At 61.4% G+C, this 20312-nt stretch carries 19 protein-coding genes and 1 pseudogene; 9 read left to right on the plus strand and 11 right to left on the minus strand.

Going from position 1 to position 20312, the window contains the following annotated elements:
- Window positions 1-24 precede the first annotated feature (24 nt).
- Window positions 25-324 carry a hypothetical protein gene (locus CK489_RS03115; protein WP_050625907.1) on the plus strand — a complete coding sequence of 100 codons (300 nt, stop codon included), beginning with the start codon at window positions 25-27 and terminating at the stop codon, window positions 322-324.
- Here CK489_RS03115 and CK489_RS03120 read toward each other — a convergent pair.
- The 7 genes from CK489_RS03120 to CK489_RS41210 all read right to left on the minus strand — a co-directional run bounded on the left by CK489_RS03120 (window position 312) and on the right by CK489_RS41210 (window position 5401).
- The gene (locus CK489_RS03120; protein WP_143278088.1) at window positions 312-1493 is read right to left on the minus strand and encodes a baeRF11 domain-containing protein; all 1182 of its coding nucleotides are present in this window, start codon (window positions 1491-1493) and stop codon (window positions 312-314) included. The two genes, CK489_RS03115 and CK489_RS03120, sit on opposite strands and share 13 nt — an antisense overlap.
- Before the next feature lie 74 nt (window positions 1494-1567).
- The gene (locus CK489_RS03125; protein WP_050625909.1) at window positions 1568-2005 is read right to left on the minus strand and encodes a DUF1772 domain-containing protein; all 438 of its coding nucleotides are present in this window, start codon (window positions 2003-2005) and stop codon (window positions 1568-1570) included.
- A gap of 35 nt (window positions 2006-2040) precedes the next feature.
- On the minus strand, window positions 2041-2874 hold the full coding sequence (locus CK489_RS03130) for a universal stress protein (protein WP_095731279.1): 834 nt from the start codon (window positions 2872-2874) through the stop codon (window positions 2041-2043).
- 39 nt (window positions 2875-2913) lie between these two features.
- Window positions 2914-3192: a hypothetical protein gene (locus CK489_RS03135; RefSeq protein ID WP_095731280.1), complete on the minus strand. Its 279-nt coding sequence runs from the start codon at window positions 3190-3192 to the stop codon at window positions 2914-2916.
- Window positions 3193-3495: 303 nt separating this feature from the next.
- Entirely contained in the window at window positions 3496-4218 is a 723-nt protein-coding gene (locus CK489_RS03140) for a Bax inhibitor-1/YccA family protein (RefSeq protein ID WP_095731281.1), read from the minus strand.
- Window positions 4199-4912 carry a hypothetical protein gene (locus CK489_RS03145; protein ID WP_095731282.1) on the minus strand — a complete coding sequence of 238 codons (714 nt, stop codon included), beginning with the start codon at window positions 4910-4912 and terminating at the stop codon, window positions 4199-4201. Before CK489_RS03145 ends, CK489_RS03140 begins: the two co-directional genes overlap by 20 nt.
- A 270-nt stretch (window positions 4913-5182) precedes the next feature.
- Window positions 5183-5401, minus strand: a complete 219-nt coding sequence (locus tag CK489_RS41210; protein ID WP_095731283.1) for a hypothetical protein — start codon at window positions 5399-5401, stop codon at window positions 5183-5185.
- 148 nt (window positions 5402-5549) lie between these two features.
- On the opposite strand from CK489_RS41210, the gene CK489_RS03155 reads away from it, so the two are divergent.
- The 3 genes from CK489_RS03155 (at window position 5550) to CK489_RS03165 (ending at window position 9995) form a co-directional block, all read left to right on the plus strand.
- Window positions 5550-7244 carry a thiamine pyrophosphate-dependent enzyme gene (locus tag CK489_RS03155; protein WP_095731284.1) on the plus strand — a complete coding sequence of 565 codons (1695 nt, stop codon included), beginning with the start codon at window positions 5550-5552 and terminating at the stop codon, window positions 7242-7244.
- Between the two features lie 136 nt (window positions 7245-7380).
- Window positions 7381-8583 carry an alkene reductase gene (locus CK489_RS03160; protein ID WP_198960860.1) on the plus strand — a complete coding sequence of 401 codons (1203 nt, stop codon included), beginning with the start codon at window positions 7381-7383 and terminating at the stop codon, window positions 8581-8583.
- Window positions 8584-8627: 44 nt separating this feature from the next.
- Window positions 8628-9995 (plus strand): NAD-dependent succinate-semialdehyde dehydrogenase, encoded by a 1368-nt coding sequence (locus CK489_RS03165; RefSeq protein WP_095731286.1) that lies wholly within the window; start codon window positions 8628-8630, stop codon window positions 9993-9995.
- A gap of 15 nt (window positions 9996-10010) precedes the next feature.
- Here CK489_RS03165 and trxC read toward each other — a convergent pair whose 3' ends face one another.
- Genes trxC through CK489_RS03180 form a run of 3 tightly spaced genes read right to left on the minus strand, consistent with a single transcriptional unit; the run spans window position 10011 to window position 11783 of the window.
- A complete protein-coding gene (gene trxC / locus CK489_RS03170; RefSeq protein WP_050625916.1) occupies window positions 10011-10469 on the minus strand; it encodes a thioredoxin TrxC in 459 nt (152 codons plus the stop codon).
- 18 nt (window positions 10470-10487) lie between these two features.
- Window positions 10488-11333 (minus strand): aldo/keto reductase, encoded by an 846-nt coding sequence (locus CK489_RS03175; protein ID WP_430649133.1) that lies wholly within the window; start codon window positions 11331-11333, stop codon window positions 10488-10490.
- 24 nt (window positions 11334-11357) lie between these two features.
- Window positions 11358-11783, minus strand: coding sequence for a hypothetical protein (locus CK489_RS03180; RefSeq protein ID WP_143278089.1), 426 nt, complete (start codon window positions 11781-11783; stop codon window positions 11358-11360).
- Between the two features lie 1065 nt (window positions 11784-12848).
- Here CK489_RS03180 and CK489_RS03185 point away from each other — a divergent pair.
- The 4 genes and pseudogenes from CK489_RS03185 to CK489_RS03200 all read left to right on the plus strand — a co-directional run.
- Window positions 12849-13091 (plus strand): annotated as a pseudogene (locus tag CK489_RS03185) (PRC-barrel domain-containing protein); the annotation flags it as partial.
- 457 nt (window positions 13092-13548) lie between these two features.
- Complete coding sequence (locus CK489_RS03190; protein ID WP_050625919.1) at window positions 13549-13968, plus strand: Hsp20/alpha crystallin family protein; 420 nt, start codon at window positions 13549-13551, stop codon at window positions 13966-13968.
- A gap of 14 nt (window positions 13969-13982) precedes the next feature.
- Entirely contained in the window at window positions 13983-16415 is a 2433-nt protein-coding gene (gene lon, locus CK489_RS03195; RefSeq protein ID WP_095731289.1) for an endopeptidase La, read from the plus strand.
- A gap of 270 nt (window positions 16416-16685) precedes the next feature.
- The gene (locus CK489_RS03200) at window positions 16686-17915 is read left to right on the plus strand and encodes a DUF1236 domain-containing protein (protein ID WP_095731290.1); all 1230 of its coding nucleotides are present in this window, start codon (window positions 16686-16688) and stop codon (window positions 17913-17915) included.
- 72 nt (window positions 17916-17987) lie between these two features.
- Here the strand turns inward: CK489_RS03200 and CK489_RS03205 are convergent, their stop codons facing one another.
- Entirely contained in the window at window positions 17988-19025 is a 1038-nt protein-coding gene (locus CK489_RS03205; RefSeq protein ID WP_095731878.1) for an LLM class flavin-dependent oxidoreductase, read from the minus strand.
- Window positions 19026-19638: 613 nt separating this feature from the next.
- On the opposite strand from CK489_RS03205, the gene CK489_RS03210 reads away from it, so the two are divergent.
- A complete protein-coding gene (locus tag CK489_RS03210) occupies window positions 19639-20205 on the plus strand; it encodes a type 1 glutamine amidotransferase domain-containing protein (RefSeq protein ID WP_050625923.1) in 567 nt (188 codons plus the stop codon).
- Window positions 20206-20312: the final 107 nt, after the last annotated feature.

Consider the following 20312-nt stretch of genomic DNA (forward strand, 5'->3'; position numbering starts at 1 on the left):
TCCACGCGCGGGATCATTCGACAGATGAAACATTCGATCTCGGTTCCCAAGAAGGTCGGCGGATGGGTCGTTATTGCAGTGTTGTTGCTACTGCTCGGAGGTGCCGGTTTCATGGCTTATCGGGGTTTGACGTTCGATAACGCGGATGTTCCGACCTCCGCCTATGTCGCGATGGCCTTCGGCGTGATCTTCTCGCTCATCGTGGGTATCGGATTGATGGCGCTGATCTTCTACAGCAGCCGCAAGGGCTATGACGAGCCACCGGTCCTGGTACCGGAACAGCGAGCCGAAGACGGGTCAGCCGACCGCGATCAACGGAATTGATAGCGAAGGATCGCCGTGAATGGCGCCCGCTCCGGCAGTTCCTCTCGCGATGCCGCCAATACCCTTGCCCCGGTACATAGCGCCCGCCGCGCCACCTCGTCGACGACGCTGTAGACTTCCGCATCATCGGAAGCGGCGTAGGTGACGCTGCCGTCAATATCGCTGACGAGCCCCGGCACCACCGCATCGAAGTCGACAAGTAGTTGCTCGATCGCACCCGCGGTCGCCGCATGAGCTGCGTAGGAAACATCCGTCGTGGCGCGCCGCGGCTTCAGCTCCTCATATCGCGCGATCAAATCGCTGACTTCCCGGGCAGTGAGACGATCGAGGATCGGGATTGCTCGATCCTCGATCTCGGCATCGGTGATTCGATCTGGATTGCCTCCCAAGGCTTCCTCGGCCAGCCCCGGATAATCGCAGACCACGCGGAACATGGAAGCCAGCGGCTCGACGGCCGCGAGGATGAGCGGCGCCGTATGTCCGCGTAGCGCTTCTCGGACGGCGCGATCGACTTTCTCCACATATTGATGCAGGAGCACTTTCTCGCCTTCGAGGTTCTGCAGGTGTCCGCGCGGCGCTCGGACGTGAAACGATGGACGATGCGTCGCTTCCTCCGCATTCTTCGCCAATCCCGGAACCGGTACCCGCAACGGCGGGAAATTGACAAAGACGTGAATCAGCCGGACGCTTTCTTCCGCCAGCGCAAGCACGAAGGCATCGTGCCGCGAGGTCATCGACCGCAGCAGGGGCGTCAAATGGAAACGATCCGCGACCTCTGCCAGCGGCTTTGGCGCTTCCGCCAGCCGGAAGGTTCGCAACGTTTCGGGGACGGCAAGCACCGCAAGCCCGTTGGCCTGATGGTGCCAGAACGAAAGGCTCTCGTCTGGCTTCGCCCGCTGTCGCTGCCGGACCTTGTCCTGCTCCGGGTCTCGTTCGCCCCCGGCGAGTTGCTCGAAGCGCCCTTGGAACGCCTCGATGACGCGCTTGTCGGTGCCGGAATCGTTCAGCTGCGCGAGCGCCTCCTTCACAAGATCCCTAAACAACGTGCGGTTGGATTCGGCCTTCTCGCCAAGGCGGGACGTCGGCATGTACAGGGAAACACAAGACTGGACTCTGAGCTGTGCAAGGTCCCTGAAGTCCGCAATGGTTGGAATATCAATGTGAAGCATCGGGTCCTCGATGGGTGATAAACGCTTTTGCAATATTCGCGGCTTCGTTGCGGAAGAGCGTTGACGACCGTCAATCACGGTAACGGCTGGAGCGCCCATGCAAATGCGCCGCAGGCGGCCAGCCCTATCAGGGCGTAACCCCATTCGAGCACGCCCCAATCCCGCATCAACTTGCGCGCCGGCGCAGATGCCCTTTCGGGCGGAACGGCGTAGAGCCAGATGCTCAAAGGGACCAGCACGTAGTACTCATAGGGCCAGCTTGTCAGGATCGCGAGCCCCCCGATAATCCAGCGCACGTCACCGCTGATCCGAAACTGGATGAAGGCGAGAGCCGCCGAAAGCAGCGAAAGAGTGGTCAGCAAGATCGTGCCGCGGTGATCGCTCACCACCCATTCGCGGATCATGGCACGGGCGCCGAGCTTGAGCCGCGCCGGATGCTCCACCAGGCCGATATAGATCGCCGCACCCAGGAACGCCGCGGCGATCGCGAATGCATATAGACCGGTCCGCATGAAACCTCCGAGCCGGCGGATCGCTGACGGTGCATTCAGTGCGACATGAAGACCGGAACCGTCATCGACTTAAGGATGGCACGGGTGACGCCGCCGAGAATGATCTCGCGGAGCTTGGCATGACCGTAGCCGCCCATCACGATCAGGGTTCCCGATTCATCCGCGACGTGAGACAGGATCGCGTCCGCTACGTCTATATCCGGCGCTGGGATGATCTCGATCTCGACATTGACGTCGTGGCGCGCCAAATGGCTTGCCATTTGGACCCCGCGAATCTCGGTGGTTTCGTTCTTGGTCTTGTCGTTCTCGATGATCAGCAGATCGACTTTGGCCGCCTTGGCCAGCAGCGGCAGCGCGTCGTTAATCGCCCGCGCTGCCGCTCGCCCGCCGTCCCAGCAGCACACCACGCGGTCGAGCTTCAATCCGTCCTTGTGGATGTAGGGCACAACGACGACCGGACGTCCCGTCTCAAACAGCGAGCTCTCGATTATATCGTCATTGGCTGCCCCGTCCGGGCTCGACTGCAGGAATATGCTGAGATCGAAGCGCCGAGCGAGCGCTGCGAACAACGTGGGAGCTTCCACTCCTGCGGTCCGCACAAGACGATGTTCCGCCGACAACAGGCTCCGTCTTGCGGCCTCGTCGAACCGCTTGATTGCCGCCTCGGCGGCTTTCTTGCTGTCCTCCACCATTGCCGCGACGATATTGGGCGGAATCTCAAGCATCACATAGCCTGGAAATTCCGGTTCATAAGCAAAGGCCACGCCTGCAATATGGGCGTCGAACGTTTCCCCGACTGTGATCGCGAAATCGCGCGCCCGGTCCCGTGAAACGTCATGCTCCAGATTGACGATGATGTCTTTGATCATCGAAAGTTTCCTGCCAAAGAGACAAACGGTGTCCGGGTGTCAGTAGCAGTCCTCGACGCGGCGCACATGCCAGCCCCATCCATCCCAGAAGCGTTCACGCCGGAAGACGCAGCGCGGCCCGTAGTAGGCGGGCTCGTAGCCATAGTAATAATGCGGCGCAGCGAGGGCGGCGCCAAGCAATGCTCCGGCCGCCAGGCCACCTACAACGGGAGCGACGGGAAAGCCGCGATGCCATCGCGCCTGCGCGGCCGTCGGGGAAATGGCAGCGCCCGCCGCAACTGTGGCGGCCACCCCGATCGTGATTAGGTTCTTCTTCATCAAAGATCTCCACCTGCTATTGCCGCGATGAATCTCCTGACTCTCATTCTGGCTGGTCTCGGACCCATCGGAGCACCAGCCTAGTGATTCACAGCCGTTTCAGCATTGGCGTCCGTCAACGAACGTCCGGACTTTCTTCTTAAGGCCGATAAATGTCGGATCATCGCGAGCATAGTCCCGATCAGCGGTTGAGAGCCCGCAGCACCGGGCTGAGTAGGCTCTCACGAGCAGGCATGTCATCAGCGAGGAAATAGAACGACCGAGCACGATCGGAATGCGCCGCCATCTATGCCGGCTCCCGGATCAATTCTGACGCCGCTGGCCGAACAATTGCAGCAGCAGCATGAAGAGATTGATGAAGTCGAGGTAAAGCGCCAGCGCCCCAATCACGGCCTTCTTGCCAGCCAACTCCTCCGTATCGGATTCCAGATACATGGCTTTGATGCGCTGCGTATCGTAGGCGGTGAGGCCCACAAACAGGATCACGCCGACGATCGAGATCACGAACTGGACGGCGTCCGATCTGATGAAGATGTTCACCAGCGAGGCGATCACAATGCCGATCAGGCCCATGAACAGAAACGACCCGAACCTCGAGAGATCGGCACCCGTTGTAAATCCGTAGAGACTCAGTGCACCGAAGGTTGCGGCCGTGATGAAAAAGACGCGTGCGATCGAAGTTCCGGTGAAGACCAGAAAGATGCCGCCCAGCGATAGCCCCATGATGGCGGCGTAGATCCAGAACAGCAAGATCGCGGTGCCGGTACTGATGCGTTCGATCCCCAAGCTCAAAACCAGCACGAAACCGAGCGGCGCCAGCATGACGATCCAGAGCAGCGGCGTGCCGGCAATGGCCTGATAGAAACCGGAAACGGCGGCGCCATAGGCGACGAGACCGGTCACTATCAGCCCACCTGCCATATAGCCGTAGACGCGCTGCATGTGCTGGCGCAGCCCGGCTTCGATACGAGCTTCCGGCGCCATTCCGAACGATGGTCGGGGATCATTAGGGACATAATAGCTCATAGCTCGCTCCTGGAAGTTTGCTCCGTTGCTGCGGGTGCCATACGACATCGCTTTTGATCGTCTCGGCTCGGCGGGCGTGCAGAGCGCGTTCGCAGCAGACCTGATCGGCGGTGTAGAGCGCCGCGTCGGGATCGAAGGCGAGCCAGCCGGCCTTACGATAGATTCCACTCCGCTGGCGAAGATCTACCGCGTTGCGGCTCATCAGCGCTTCGATGCGGGGTGCATCTTCCCGCGCTACCCGGGTGGACACGAGCGTTCCACCGCGCCTCACGCCCTCGACCAGAACGTGCGCATCTTCTTCGTTGATTCCTGCGTTCGTCAGCACGCCCGGAAGGCTGCCGCTTGCCCCACCGATCGCCATGCTGCCCAGCATCGCCGCGGGCCAGCCGGCCCCGACCACAGGTCCGACCTCTGGCACGGCAAGTATGGTGACAAAGCTCGCGGCAATTGCCGCGCTTGCGCCGATCACAGCACCGACGGCTGCACCCTCGATCCTCAGTCCTGCGCTGCCGTGTTCGCCCTGCTTGCGCAAAGGCACCACGTTAAGCCCCGCTTGGCCGCGGTACCAGATATCGCAATTGTTGGAAATCAGGCTGGTGTCTGCAATCGGAACACCAGAAACCTCCAACAAGAGGATGATGCGGTCGGCATTGACGTAAATATCGTAGAGACGACAGATTGTGGTGAGCATCATGCGAGCCCTTGTAAGATCACAGACCCGCCACGTTCTCACATCGTCATGCCCTGCCGTACCTTGACGGCTATCAATTGATATGTCCGGAAACGCCACCATCCCAATAAACTCCAGTAGCGAGTGCTCTTGGTGAGACAAGCAAACGCCCTTTGTGCGCTGCCAGTTTTCTGATCAGCAACGAGGGTCTCACTGAGACTGGGATACGCCTGCCGTTTGGCAAGGTCCAACGCGAGGCCGAGGCCAAACGTGATGCAGACCGCGTCGGATAGACTAGGGTCGGTCGATTGCTTCTTTCGTCGCGCTGTGCACCGCCGCCAGCCAGTCCTGCCACATGGCTGGATCGACCGGCGCTCCGTCGGCCCATTTCAACCCGGCGAGCAAGAATGCGACCTCCTCCTGAGGCCTGTCCACGCGACGCCATACAGCCTCTACGAAGATCCGCATCGTATCGTAAGCCTCAACCAGCGTGATTGTGTCATTGGGCTGCATCGTGGCCAGACCAGTTGTCCTGGTGCTCCGCTTTATAGGTCAGACCCGCAGGTGACGTTGACACCTATCAAGGCACATACATCCTCGTCGCGGCACGAAATGGCTATTCATCCTCCGGAAAAGCGAGTTGCCGATAAGGGAGCGCAAGATGTCGAGGACAGTCGCGGACGTTCTGGTTGGCACGCTAGAGCAGATCGGCGTCAGGCATATCTTCGGCTTGATCGGCGACTCACTCAATCCGCTTGCCGACGCCGTGCGTCGCAGCAGGATCGAATGGATCGGAGTCAGGCACGAGGAAGGCGCGGCGCTGGCAGCCGCCGGACAAGCCAAGCTTACCGGACAACTCACGGTATGCGCGGGCACAACGGGCCCGGGCAGCAACCATCTCGTTGCCGGTCTTTATGAGGCCTGCCGCGACCATGCGCCCGTGCTGGCGCTCTCGGGTGACATGCCGCGCAGGTTCCATGGCAGCGACTACATCCAGAGTACCGAGCCCGATCTCTTGTTTCGCGACGTCTCGCTTTACACCGAAACCATCGCGTCCGCGGCGCAAGCGCCCGCGGTCATTCATCAGGCGATCGCCGCGGCCTATGCCGGGCCTGGTGTTGCGCATCTGACGCTTCCCCAGGACGTGCTAGCCGCGAAAGCCGAAGGCAGCGTCTCCAGCATCGCCACGCTCAAACGGCGGCCCGAATTTGCGGCGAGCGGGCAGGACATTGCCGAGATGGCGCGCCGCATCGATGCCGTCGACCGCATCGTGATCATGTGCGGCGCCGGCTGTCGCGGCGCCATCGACGAACTGCGTAACCTCTCGGACCATCTCAGGGCACCCCTCGTCCATTCGCTTCGCGGCAAGGAGTTGATGGCCTATGACGACCCCCGCTGGATGGGCGGGCTCGGCATGATCGGGAGCAAGCCGGTCTACGAAGCCGTCCAGGATTGCGAGCTTTTGCTGATGGTCGGCACCGATTACCCCTACTCCAATTTCCTGCCCGACCAGGACAAAGTGATTCAGATCGACGAGCGGCCGCAGGTACTGGGCCGGCGCGCGCCGACGACGCTTGGCGTCACTGGCTCGGCGCGGCCGACACTGGCGCTGTTGCTTGGCAAGGTCGCTCCGAAAACTGACGGCCTGTTCTGGGACCTAGTCACGAAAGAGCGTCGGAAATGGGACGAGATGCTCGACAAGCAGGCCGACCTGCGGCGCAGCAAGGACAATCTTCATCCACAGGCGGTAGCGCGCGCGGCCGGCGATCTCGCCCGCCCTGATGCGATCTTCGTTCTCGATACCGGGTTGAATACGCTGTGGTCGGCCAACTGGATCCGCCAGACCGGCACGCAGCGGATCATCGGCTCCTTCAACAATGCGGCCGTCGGGACAGCGCTTGGGCAGGCCAACGGCGTGCAGGCCCTGGATCGGTCGCGTCAGGTGATCGCGATGACTGGCGACGGCGGCTTCAACATGCTGATGGGCGAATTCCTCACAGCAGTCCAACACAAGCTGCCAGTCAAGATTGTCGTCTACAACAATTCAGCGCTTGGCCTGATCACGTTGGAGGCCGAGAGCGTCGGTCTGGTGCCGTTCCGTCGGGCAATCGAGTTTCCCAATCCGGACTTTGCCGCGCTGGCGCGCGCCTGCGGCGGTCATGGCTTCGTGGCCAGAACTCCAGCGCAGCTGATGTCGGCACTGGCCGAGGCGTTCACCGTCGAAGGACCAGCGATCGTGGAGGCCGTGGTGGTCGCCGACGAGATGCCCAACCTGCCTCATGTCGATTTGGGGCAGGTCGGGCGCTTTGCACTCGCCAAGATCAAAGAAGCCGTGCTCGCCGTGACGGGCGGCTGACGCGACGCAACACTCTTGCCCCTTGGCCGTGATTTGGCTCGGAGCCATTTGGTTGACGGCCGTCAGTGAGGAGCGTCTTCCGCGTGGCTAGCATCAAGCGAGATTTGCCTTTGCCAGGAGCAGCCCGATGGATGATATGGTGACCACGATATCAACGCAAGAACCGAGCCGGGAGAGGGATGCCGGACCGCTGTTCCAGCCTTACCGCCTTGGTCCATTCAATCTGCCGCATCGCGTGGTGATGGCGCCGCTGACGCGCTCGCGTGCCCGTCAGCCTGGCAACGTGCCGGGCTCGCTCGCGGCCTGTTACTATGCGCAGCGCGCCTCGGCCGCGCTGATTGTCAGCGAGGCGACGCAGGTGTCCATGCAGGGTCAGGGCTATGCCTGGACATCTGGCATCCACAGCCGCGAGCAGGTTGAGGCGTGGCGGCGCATCACCGACGCGGTGCATCAGTCGGCAGGATTGATGTTCTGCCAGCTCTGGCACGTCGGCCGTATTTCACATCCGGCGCTACAGCCAGACAACATGCTGCCCGTCGCTCCGTCAGCCATTATCCCGGCTGGAAAGGCCTTCATCGAAAATGAGCGCGGCGAAGGCACGCTCGTTCCCTTTGTACGCCCCCGCGCTCTCGATATCGAGGAGATGCCCTACGTAGTGGCGCAATACGTGCGCGCCGCAAAGAATGCGGTGGCGGCCGATTTCGACGGCGTGGAGATTCATGCGGCGAACGGCTATCTGCTCGATCAGTTCATTGAGAGCGGCACCAATCGACGCAATGACACCTATGGTGGCCCAGTGGAAAACCGCGCCCGCCTGCTGTTCGAAATCGTTGAGGCCCTGACGCCGATCTGGGGACCGGATCGTATCGGCGTGCGCATATCCCCGATGGGAAAACTGAACGACATCGGTGACCAGAACCCTGAAGCCACGTTTGGTTATGTCGCCGAACGGCTGAGCGAATACGAACTCGCCTATCTGCATATGGTCAATCCCGCTCTGGAGCAGATGCAGAACGCAAAGGACCCGGATCCGCGCGCGCTCGCCATGGCCAAGCTGGTTCGCAAGAAATTCAAGGGAACCCTGATCGCGGCAGGCGGCTTCGATGCCGAGAGCGGAGCGCGGTGGCTGCGCGAGGGATGGGCCGACCTGATCGCGTTCGGCCGGAAATTCATTGCCAACCCTGATCTGCCGGAGCGTCTGCGCCTCAGTGCGGAGCTCAACACCGACGATCCCAGCACCTACTACGGCGGTGGTGAGAAGGGATATACCGACTATCCATCGCTGGCCCAGGATCGAGGGGAACAACCCAAGCCGTGCGTCGACCAAAGCTGGCGATGACCAAGACTGCCGCCTGGCCGAGCATGATGTGAGGACAATGAGCCATGACATTTCAATCCATCAACCCGACCACTGGTGAGCCGTTTGCAACGTATGATGAATGGCCGACCGAGGTCGTGCAAGACGTCGTCGGCAAGGTTCACCGGGATTATCTCGCCTGGCGCCGAACCGGTTTCGACCACCGCGCTTCGCTGATGCGCAACGCCGCCGACATCCTCAACAGAAATGCGCGCGACTATGCAAAGCTGATGGCGGAGGAGATGGGAAAGCCCTTGCAAGAAGGCGTTGCAGAAGCCGAAAAATGTGCCAAGGCTTGCGAGTACTTTGCTGAAAACGCGGAGAACTTCCTGTCACGTCTACCGATACGGACGGAGGCACGCACGACTTTCGTAGCGTTCAATCCGATCGGCGTGGTTCTCGCGGTCATGCCCTGGAATTTTCCATTCTGGCAGGTCTTTCGCTTCGCAGCGCCGAGCCTGATGGCGGGCAATGCAGCATTGCTCAAGCACGCCTCGAACGTGCCCGGTTGCGCGCTCGCCATCGAACAGATCTTTCGCGACGCAGGCTTTCCCCAAAACCTGTTCCGCACGTTGATGATCGCAAGCAAGCAGGTCGCGGCCCTGATCGAGCATCCGCTCGTGCGCGCGGTGACTCTGACCGGCAGCGGCGCCGCCGGGCGCGCGGTCGCGAGCAAGGCCGGCGCCATGCTCAAAAAGACAGTGCTCGAGCTCGGCGGCAGCGACCCCTATCTGGTCCTCGAAGACGCCGATCCCGACTTGGCGGCCGCCATCTGCGCCAGGGGCCGCCTGGTGAATTCGGGCCAGAGCTGCATTGCCGCCAAACGATTCATTGTGGTCGAAAAAGTCAGGCCGGCTTTCGAAAAACGCTTTGTTGAGCTGATGAGCCGGACCAGAATGGGAGACCCGTTCGAGCATGGGACAGAGATGGGCCCGCTGGCGCGGCACGATTTGCGAGACACGCTACACCGGCAAGTGACCTCCAGTGTCGCGAAGGGCGCCCGCCTGCTTCTTGGTGGGACTGTGCCGAATCATCCGGGCGCTTACTATCCGCCGACCGTCATTACCGACGTGAGCCAGGGCATGCCGGCTTATGAAGAGGAATTGTTCGGCCCGGTTGCGGCCATCATTCCGACCCGAAGCGAGGTCGAGGCGATTGCGGTCGCGAACGACACCGCGTTTGGGCTTGGTGGCGCCGTGATCACCGGCGATCTTGCGCGTGGAGAAATAATCGCCGAAACCGAGATCGAAGCGGGAATGGTCTTTGTCAACGACAACGTTCATTCTGATCCGAGACTGCCGTTTGGAGGCATCAAGGAAAGCGGCTATGGACGTGAATTGTCCGCCTACGGCATCCGGGAGTTCGTCAACATCAAGACCGTGATGGTCGCGTGAAGCGCCCTCTGCGGCTCAGACTGCGGACGCTGCCGAGGGTGTGTGCTGACGCAACCATTGGCGCAATGCCTCGGCGGGGATGGCGCCTGCACGTTGCGCGACGACATTCCCTTTATGGAATAGCATCAGGGTTGGAATGCTTCGAATGTTGTAGTGGGCCGATAACTCTGCTTCCGCCTCGGTGTCGACCTTCAGGAAGCGAAGTTCAGGTTCGAACTCGCCAGCGACTCGCTCGAGAACCGGTGCCATCGCCTTGCAGGGCCCACACCACTCCGCCCAGAAATCGACCACGACGGGAATGTCGTTGCGCTGGATGTGGGTCGCAAAGGTGCTAGCGGAAGCCGGCGTCGGATGTCCCGTAAACAGGAGTTGGTGGCAGTGTCCGCATTTTGCCCGGCGCGCATCCTTCCTGGCCGGATAACGGTTGATTCTCGTGCAATGCGGGCAAACGACGTGGCGGGCCTCTTCGCTCATGGTTCGATGTCTCCCGAATCAATGCGACGCAAGAGGTTGCTTGCGGTCTGGCGGCGGAAAGGCTTTGTCGAGGTCGGCTAGATCCCGTGGCGTCAGGCGAACGTCGAGCGCCCCACGGTTCTCGCGAACATGCTCAGGCTTGCTCGACTGCGGTATCGCACAAACTCCCTCCTGGCGCAGTACCCAGGCCAGCGCCACTTGTGCCGGCGTCACGCCAAGACGCGCCGCAATTTTCAAGAGTGCCGCATGACCCAGCATGCGGCCCTGTTCGATCGGCGAGTAGGCGATGACGGGGACACCGCTGCGCTGGCACCAGGGCAGAAGATCGTACTCGATCCCGCGGCGCTCGAGATTATAGAGCACCTGATCGGCCACGACGTTCGAACCATCGGGCAAGTCGACGAGTTCCTGCATGTCATCGAGGTCGAAATTGCTGACACCCCAGTACCGGATCTTGCCCGCGCCCACCAGAGTTTCGAAGGCGTCGAGAGTCTCTTCCAGAGGAATCAGCCCTCGCCAATGCAGAAGATAGAGGTCGATCTCATTCACTCGAAGCCGAGCCAGGCTTCGGTCGCAAGCGGCCATCGTACCGTGCCGGGTACCATTTTGAGGCAACAGCTTGCTCACCAGAAAGACTTCGTCTCGCCGGCCCTTGATAGCCTCGCCGACGAGTCTTTCGGCGCCGCCGTCCGCATACATTTCGGCCGTATCGATCAGGCTCATGCCGAGATCGATCCCGAGGCGCAGCGCGTTGATCTCGTTGGTCCGGTTCAGCGGATTCTCGGCCATATGCCAAGTCCCTTGGCCAAGCATTGGAACATGCTCCCCTGAAGGGAGCACGATGGTGCGCGTGGCCTCAGTCACAGTCATGGTATGATTCCCTTGCGTTCACTGCAGACCCATTTTCACGCATAGCCCCGCGTGACGGATGTCGCAAAATTGGACGTCGCCGCTCGCGGGATCGATAAACCAGATCACCGGCAGGAACGGATTGATCGTCGCGGAGCCCGTCACGGCATGCGCCACATACGTCTCGTTCAGCGACGGCCGGCCGATCGTCGTGTCGAGCTTGACGCACGAACCATTGTTCGCCGTAAGGTCGCGATAGCTGTAGCGCACTGAACAGACCCAGAATTGATTTTCCTTCTTGTCGACCACATAGGCCGTGGCTGTTCGGTTGGACGCGGTGTCCCCCACGTCCGGCTCGGGGAACAACTCGTAGTGCATGCCTTGGGCGATCGCCGGCGGCGCGACAGTGAGCGCGAAAACAATAGCGATGTCTTGCACTAAACCTCGCATGACCAATCCAGGCATGACCAATCCAGGGTCGAATGGGGTCTTCTAGCTGCTTCTAGGCGCGCACGCCTTGACCGCTATCAATTTCAGGAATGGAGAGCGGCATTGCGGTGCCGATTGCTTGGGGCGGCTGACCGGTTGGTATCACTGCCATATGCCTCGGCCGTCAGCATGCGATCGTGAATTTGACTCGCAAGCGGCATCGGGATGAGCAGCGAGCCGGCTGCCGCAAAACTCGCGCGGCAAGGGTCCCCCGAACGACCAATTGATGACCGTCAAGGCCCTTCACACTCTTCGCATCTTAAAGATGCCCAACATGATACAAATCCTGGGTAGCACATGCAGAGAAACGTTGCTCCGATCCGCTGTCCCCTATGTGTAAGGCCGTTCCGCTTCGCGATCGCTCCGACGGGCAGGCTTGACTTGATTTGTGTCGATTGCCCGGGGAGCGATCCGCTACGTTGGCCCCATCTTTCCAGATTAATGGATGGCGAATTGCGGCCGCCGCAGCAACAGCGACTCATCCAGCGGGTAGAATAGTTAATCAGCAATCCTCCTCACATCAAAACCTGGCCCCACTGCGCATCGCTGCGGCAGAAAGCCCGCCATCGAGCATTGATAGCGTGGTAATTTTGGGCGCGCGATTATACTGGCCGTTGCCGCCGAAGCGACGTTGTCCGACATCGATGACCCCTTTCTCGGAAGGTGCAAAACATCACGTGCATCGATGAGAGAATTGGTTGATCCACAGTGAATACGACTTCGGCACAAACGGGCCATGTCGATACGGTTTTGATCGAGGAGATCGACACCCGTTGGTGCGATCCGTGAGCAGCGCGGCCGACGGTGTAGCACCCGACCTACGATAAGCTGCGGCGACGCCTCGTATCCGAATGCATCGCCGCTCCTGATTGCTTGCAAGACCCGCACGCCGGCGCTGACGACCGTCAATGCAACGAGCGCGATGGCAGCATACCTTATTAAAGTACAGGACCTCCGGAGCAAAAATTTCCGGAGCGGATGAATCCACGCTTAAACTTGCCTTGTGCAGTCACCTGGTCTGAGTCGAATCTAGGAGACAATATGGCGACTATAACGCAGCACGCACCCACCGCGGCGCGCGGAACAACGTCATCCCTGATCGCAAGTGATCGCGTCGAAGGAACTGCGGTCTATGACGCGAGCGGTAAGCGCATCGCGAAAATCGAGCAGCTTGTAATCGACAAGGCCGGCGGCCGCGTCGCGTACGCGGTCCTGAGTTTCGGAGGTTTCCTTGGCATCGGCGCCGACCACTATCCGATTCCCTGGTCGATGCTGGACTTCGATCATCGACAATGCAGGCATCTACGCTTGGGCGCGCCGGCGACGTCGTGCAGGCTCATTGTTAGCTCGCGGGGCTTATGACATGCAATTTGGCCAAGCCTCGATCGAACTGCCAGAATTTGAGATGGCATGAGATTCGCAACCTGTCTACTCTGTCGCGGCTGACGCGTGGACTCAAATCTGCGCCTTCGCATGGCGAACCGCCCTCAGTCTGACCAGTCGAAATCTCCCGGCCCTCGGCAACCGCCGGGCAGCACCATCTCCGGACACAGCGCATTTCGCCGGTCCCTTCGGTTGATCGCGCACGAGATTGCGAACGCCGCTGTGCCCACTTGATTGACGGCCGTCAAGGTGACGATCAGTCCACCGCCGTACGCTGGAAAGTATGATAGCCGAAGCGCTTGCGGTGCGGAGGGCTACCGGGTCCGGCTCCAGGATTCCGATTCAAGGAAGGCGCCTGATGGCCCAGATCGATCCGAGAACCCTGATGTGGACCAGAGCTTGCGAGCTGATCGATCGGGCCGAACGATTGCATCGCCAGTTCTTCCAGCCAAGGGTCGAGCCGGTCCGCGACCTTTATTGGGAACCGCCGGTTGATATTGTAGAAACCGAGACCGACGTTCTGGTTACTATAGCGCTTCCGGGCGTTGACGCCGGCGCAGTCAAAGTGTCGGCTCGTACCGGCGAGGTTTCGGTGGTCGGCTTGCGACGTCCAAGCAACATCCCAGCCGGCAGCATAGTCCATCGACTCGAAATTCCGTATGGCAGATTCGAGCGCCAGATAGCCCTTCCCGGCATGTTTCTTCGGCTTGGCGAATCCGAACTGGCCGATGGCAATCTCACGCTTCGCTTCTCTAAGCAGCCTTTTGAAGGCCTTTGACGGGAGGCAGATCAATGACGGATGCAACCGAGATTTCGGGCGCCGGGCCCAGTCAAAACCATCAGCCGATCCCTGCGGATGCAATAATCGTCATTCCGATCCGAAATATATTGCTCTTCCCCGGCGTGGTGCTGCCATTGACGCTAGGCCGACCTGCCTCGATCGCAGCCGCCCAGGAAGCGGTCCGTGCCGGCCGCAAGGTCGGCCTGCTGCTGCAGGACGATCCCACTATCGAACAGCCCGAGCCTCAGCATCTGCGGCGCGTCGGCGCCGTCGCCGAGATCCTCCGCTACGTAACGTCCGAACAGATCCACTATGTCATTGCCCGGGGTTTGCGGCGCTTCCGCGTCGAGCAATTTCTCGAGGGTTATCCATTTCTCGTCGCTCGGGTCAAGGAGATCGGCGTCTCCGAGGTAGTCACGCCGGAGGTCGAGGCGCGGATGCAGCTTCTAAAGACGCGCGCGCGCGACGCGATCCAGCTGTTGCCGAACCTGCCGCCGGAGATCGCTCCGGCGATCGAGAGTATTGACTCGCCCTCGGCCCTGGCCGACTTCCTCGCGGGCATTCTGGACATACCGGTGCAGGAGAAGCAGGACCTGCTCGAGACGTTCGACGTCACGCAGTTGCTCGACAAGCTGCTCGGCCTCATTGCCAAACGAATTCAAGTGCTGCAGCTTTCGAAGGATATCAGCGAGCAGACACAGCAAACCCTATCGTCGCAGCAGCGCGAGCATATCCTTCGCGAGCAGCTTCGTCAGATTCAGAAGGAGCTCGGCGACGACGATCCCAAGTCAGCCGAGTTGAAGGAACTGCGTGACAAGATCGACAAGGCAGGCATGCCTCCGGAGGTCGAGGAGCAAGCCAAACGAGAATTGCAGCGGCTCGAGCGGCTGCCGGAGATCGCGGCCGAATACGGCATGGCGCGCAGCTATCTCGAATGGCTGGTCGAACTGCCTTGGTCGAAATCGGATTCCGAACGCATCGAAATAGCCGAGGCCCGGCGTATCCTCGATGAGGATCACTACGGACTTGAGGAAGTGAAGCGGCGCATCCTCGAATATCTAGCCGTGCGCAAGCTGAATCCGGGCGGCAACAGTCCGATCCTCTGCTTCGTCGGCCCGCCCGGCGTCGGCAAGACCTCGCTGGGCCAGAGCATCGCCCATGCCACAGGCCGAAAATTCGTCCGGCTGAGCCTCGGCGGCATTCATGACGAGAGCGAGATACGCGGACATCGTCGTACCTATGTAGGCGCCCTGCCCGGCAACATCATTCAGTCAATCCACAAGGCCGGCACCCGCAATCCCGTGATGATGCTCGACGAGATGGACAAGATGGGTGCGGGGTTCCACGGCGATCCCGCGGCCGCGCTGCTAGAGGTCCTCGACCCCGAGCAGAACGCGACCTTCCGCGACAATTATCTAGGCCTTCTCTTCGATCTCTCAAAAGTCATGTTCATCGGCACCGCCAACGTCGTCGACAGTATCCCGGGCCCGGTGCGCGACCGAATGGAAGTCATCGAATTGCCCGGCTACATCGAGGATGAGAAGCTGGCGATCGCCAAGCGTTACCTGGTCAAGCGTCAATTGGCATCGGCGGGGCTGCGCGATGACCAATGCCGGATCGGCGACGACGTGCTACGCGCAATCATCCGCGACCATACCCGGGAAGCAGGTGTGAGAAACCTAGAGCGCCGAATCGGCGCGCTGTGCCGGTACGCCGCCATGCAGATTGCCGAAGGCGCTGCCAACTGCGTCACCATGAAGGTTGGGGACCTTCGCGCCGTCCTGGGGCCGAAACGTTTCGAGCCGGAGACCGCCATGCGCACCAGCGTGCCGGGGGTGGCGACCGGACTCGCCTGGACACCGGTGGGCGGCGATATCCTGTTCGTCGAGGCGTCCAGCACGCTCGGCAGGGGCAAGCTCATCCTCACGGGACAACTCGGCGAAGTGATGAAGGAAAGCGCGCAGGCCGCATTGACGCTAGTGAAATCCCGCGCCGCTGAATTCGGCGTCGATCCGAAGGAGCTGCAAAAGTCGGATATCCACATTCATGTGCCGGCGGGCGCCATTCCGAAAGATGGTCCGAGCGCGGGCGTTGCCATGTTCATGGCCCTGATGTCGTTGCTCACCAGGCGCACTGTCCGCAGCGATACGGCCATGACCGGTGAAATCTCGCTGCGCGGCTTGGTGCTGCCGATCGGCGGGGTAAAGGAGAAGGTGCTGGCGGCGATCCAGGCCGGCATCGCAACGGTGATGCTGCCCGCACGCAATCGCAAGGATCTGGAAGATGTGCCGGAAAAGGCGCGAGGCCTGATACGCTTCGTGTGGCTTGAGCGCGTCGACGATGCCCTCGAGGCATCCCTTAATCCACCGGATGCCAAGGAGTGGGATCTGGGCGAAGCAACGCAGACTGCCTCCACGGACCGGCACGCAGCGCGGTCTCGATAGGCCGTGCATCGGCGGCAGCGCATTTGATCGGAGAAATTGACCGAGGTCAGCGCGGCAGGCGCGACTACCTTGCGTAGATGCGTTTAGTTCAATTTCGGTGCAGATAGTCCGACATAAGTTCTGCCGCACAGCCTTCAGCTGTGCGCACTCGAGCAGCGTGACCGCCTACCGCCCCCTGGGTCCGGGTTGACCGCCGTCATGGTGAAACCAAACGCCGCAACTTAGTTTGCCGAATGCGAGACGGGCTGGGAACCAAGAGGAGATTCTTCCATGAGGATTAACTGGCTTTACACGACGGCAATGGCGTTGGTGATTGGCGCCGGTCCCGCCATTTCGCAATCGCCGGAAGGTTCGCAGAAGCGCGAGGAAAGCCCCCGCGCCCAGTCGCCGGCGTCTCAATCTAGGGAAATGGTCCGTCCACCCGCCCGGTCGAAGGAGATCGATCGCGGCGGCGCGGCTGATCGCATCAAGGAGCGCGCGCAGTCCGAGCCGAATGGGGGCGCCGAGGACATGCAGCGCGGCGAGGTCCCGTCGCCGGCCGAGCGCAGCAAGGAGGCGCAGGAACCGCGGGGCCGCGAGTCCAAGCAGCCGACCCGGCAGAGCCAGGATCAGCGCAGCCGCGGCGAGCGCACGCCCTCGGGCACGGCGCAGAAGGAACTGCAACAGGGCCGCGATGCCAAGCCGGCTGCCGACCGGAAGCAACAGGCTGACGAAATGCTGCGGGGCCGCGAGGATCAGGGCAAGCCGGACCGCTCTCAGGACGCCGCCAGGCCGGCCGATACGAAGCAGCAGCAGACCCAACAGCAGATCGATCGCGATCGCAAGGAACAACGCGATCAGGCCACCCAGTCCTCCAAGTCCTCCTCGCCGCAGGAGAGCGCGCGGCCGGCCGACAACGCTCGAACCCAGAGGGCCGGTCAAGCGCCGGATCAATCGAGCCGCCAGACTAGCTCGGCCGCGGTCAGCGATGATCAGCGTAGGCAAGTCGTCGATCAGCTGCGTCGCGACAGGACTGCCACCAGCCAGAATCTCAATGTTCAAGTCAATGTCGGCACGCGGTTGCCGCGAGGCGCGGAGGCGCGCCGATTGCCGCCCGAAATCGTACGGATCATGCCGCAATACCGGGACTATGAGTATACGGTCATCGACAACCGCGTTGCCATTATTGATCCCCGGCGGCGCGAGGTCGTGGATATTCTCGACGACGGGCCGGGTTACAGCAGGGCGGCCGGCGACAGGCGCGATCGTGTCGTCATCGGCGAGGACACGCGCAGGCGGCTCAGAGAATTGGTGCGGAGTTCTCCGACAACGGTCAGCTCGACCTCGCCTTCGGCCAGCGGAGGCGAAACCTCCGCGCGGAACTGTCTGTCGCTGCAGCCGATGCCGGAAGAGCTGGCGCGTAACCATCCAGAGCTCGCCAACTATCGTTATCTCGCCATCGGCGACGAGGTGGTACTTGTTGACCCCCAGCAGCCGAAGATCGTCCAGGTGATCGACTGAGGCTGCCTGTTCTCCCCTCTCGATCGCCGCTGCTCGATCAATTGTACGGGCTGCACAGCCTGGTCCGGATATTCAAGGGGTGGAAGCATCCGACCACAGCAAGGACGTCGGCTGACGGGAGTCGATGCGGCGGCGTATTTCGGCCGCGATTTCGAAAGAGCGGAGTCTCGCCGTGTGGTCGTAGATTTGCGCCGTCAACATCAGTTCATTTGCACCTGTCTGGGCGATGAAGGCTTCGAGCCCCCGCTCGACGGCGGCCGGAGCACCGACCACAGAGTAGGCCAGCGCCTCCTCGACACCCTTCCGCTCCAGCGGAGACCAGAGTTCATCCATGTTGTCGAGCGGCGGCGGCACCGGTCCGGGCGTGCCGCGTCTCAGGCTGAGGAATTGCTGTTGCAGCGATGTGATAAGACGGCGCGCCTCGGCGTCGGTATCGGCGGCGAAGACATTGACGCCGACCATCGCGTAAGGCTTACGAAGCTGTTCCGACGGCTGAAAGCGGGCGCGGTACACCCCGAGCGCCCGCAGCAGCTCCGATGGGGCAAAATGCGACGCGAACGCAAAGGGCAAACCGAGCATCGCAGCGAGCTGTGCACTGAACGTGCTCGATCCGAGCAGCCAGATCGGAACCCGCAATCCGGCACCTGGCACGGCCCGCATTATCTGGCCCGGTTGCAGCGGTCCCAGCAGGGCCTGCAGCTCCATGACATCATGGGGAAAATTCTCTGCGGTCGTGGCCAGATCCCGGCGCAACGCGCGCGCGGTACGCTGATCGGTGCCGGGTGCGCGGCCGAGCCCGAGATCGATGCGACCCCGATAAAGCGATTCCAGCGTACCGAACTGCTCAGCGATGACCAGCGGCGCATGGTTCGGCAACATCACGCCGCCCGATCCAACACGGATGATGCGGGTGCCGCCGGCGATATAGCCGATCACCACCGCAGTCGCAGCGCTGGCAATGCCTGGCATATTGTGATGCTCGGCAAGCCAGAACCGCTTGTAATTCCAGCGTTCGGCATGCTGCGCCAGATCGAGCGAATTGCGGAAGGCCTGGGCCGCATCGCTGCCTTGATTGATCGGCGACAAGTCCAAAACCGAGAAGGGAATCACCGGCATCTCCAGCTTTCAGTAATCTCGCCGCCAAAGGGAGCGCCGGCACAGGCCAGATGCGACCAAGCTTCGTCCGCCAGCCAGTGCTGCCACATCGCCGAACGACGGCACGCCGTCGGCCCATTTCAAGCCCGCCACCCTTGCCACGAAGCCGTTTCGATTCGTATCGCGTCATAGCCCTCAATCAGGGTGATGGCGTCGGCCGCGTTCATTTTGGTCACATATTCGGTCCCGTCCGCCCGCGCGAACGAACCTTGCAAGCGCCAGCCTACTAGGGAGGTTCTAATCCCGCTCCGCATTGACGGCAGTCAGTTGAGGCAGATCGCTTTGCTCCTAATATTTTCACTTGAATAGACCAAGCGGGCTGCCAATGTCCTGCGCTGCCGGAGCGAATATGAACGAGGCGACCACGATTGCGCGCAGCCCCTAGCATCCAGGCGGCGGACACGGACGTGCTGTTCATGCCGTACCGGCTTGGCCCCTACAACCTGCGGCATCGCATTGTCAAGGCACCGCTGACTCGCGCGCACGCCAGCCGGGCATTGCGCCACCACGTCCACTACTTTCACGAAGACGCGCTCACTTAGCACGACGATTAGAAAGGCACTAGATCATGGCAGAAGACACCCTCAAAGGACTCAAGGTGGCCATCCTGGTCACCGACGGCTTCGAGCAGGTCGAACTCACCGAGCCACGCAAAGCCCTGGACGAAGCCGGCGCCACGACCAAGATCGTTTCGCCCAAACATCAAAGCGTACGGGCGTGGAATTTCACTGACTGGAGCATAAAGTTGCCGGTCGATGTGGAGCTCGATCATGCCAAGCCGGAAGACTTCGACGCGCTGCTGCTGCCGGGCGGTGTTATCAACCCGGACTCGCTTCGCATAGAGCCGAAAGCAGTTGCTTTCGCGAAGGCGTTTTTCGATGCCGGAAAACCGGTTGCAGCGATCTGCCATGGTCCCTGGACGGTGATCGAGACCGGCGCGGCGCGCGGCCGGCGCATGACCTCATGGCCCTCGCTCAAGACCGACCTCAAGAACGCCGGCGCGGATTGGGTGGACCAGGAAGCGGTCGTGGACAAGGGCTTGGTCACGAGCCGCAGCCCCGATGATATTCCGGCATTCAACCGGGAAACGATCAAGTTGTTCAGCGGCGCACGTGGGCATCGTCATGCCGCATAATGCCCGGCGCTGTACGAGGACCAGCGTCCAAAAACGGCGGCTCGGTCCGCTGCCGCGCGGATCGATGCCGCCTTCCCGTGCGGTCGGCTTCGCCGCGGGCTGCCGAT

The organism is Bradyrhizobium sp. UFLA03-84 (assembly GCF_002289535.1).
GTDB classification, from domain to species: Bacteria; Pseudomonadota; Alphaproteobacteria; order Rhizobiales; family Xanthobacteraceae; genus Bradyrhizobium; species Bradyrhizobium viridifuturi.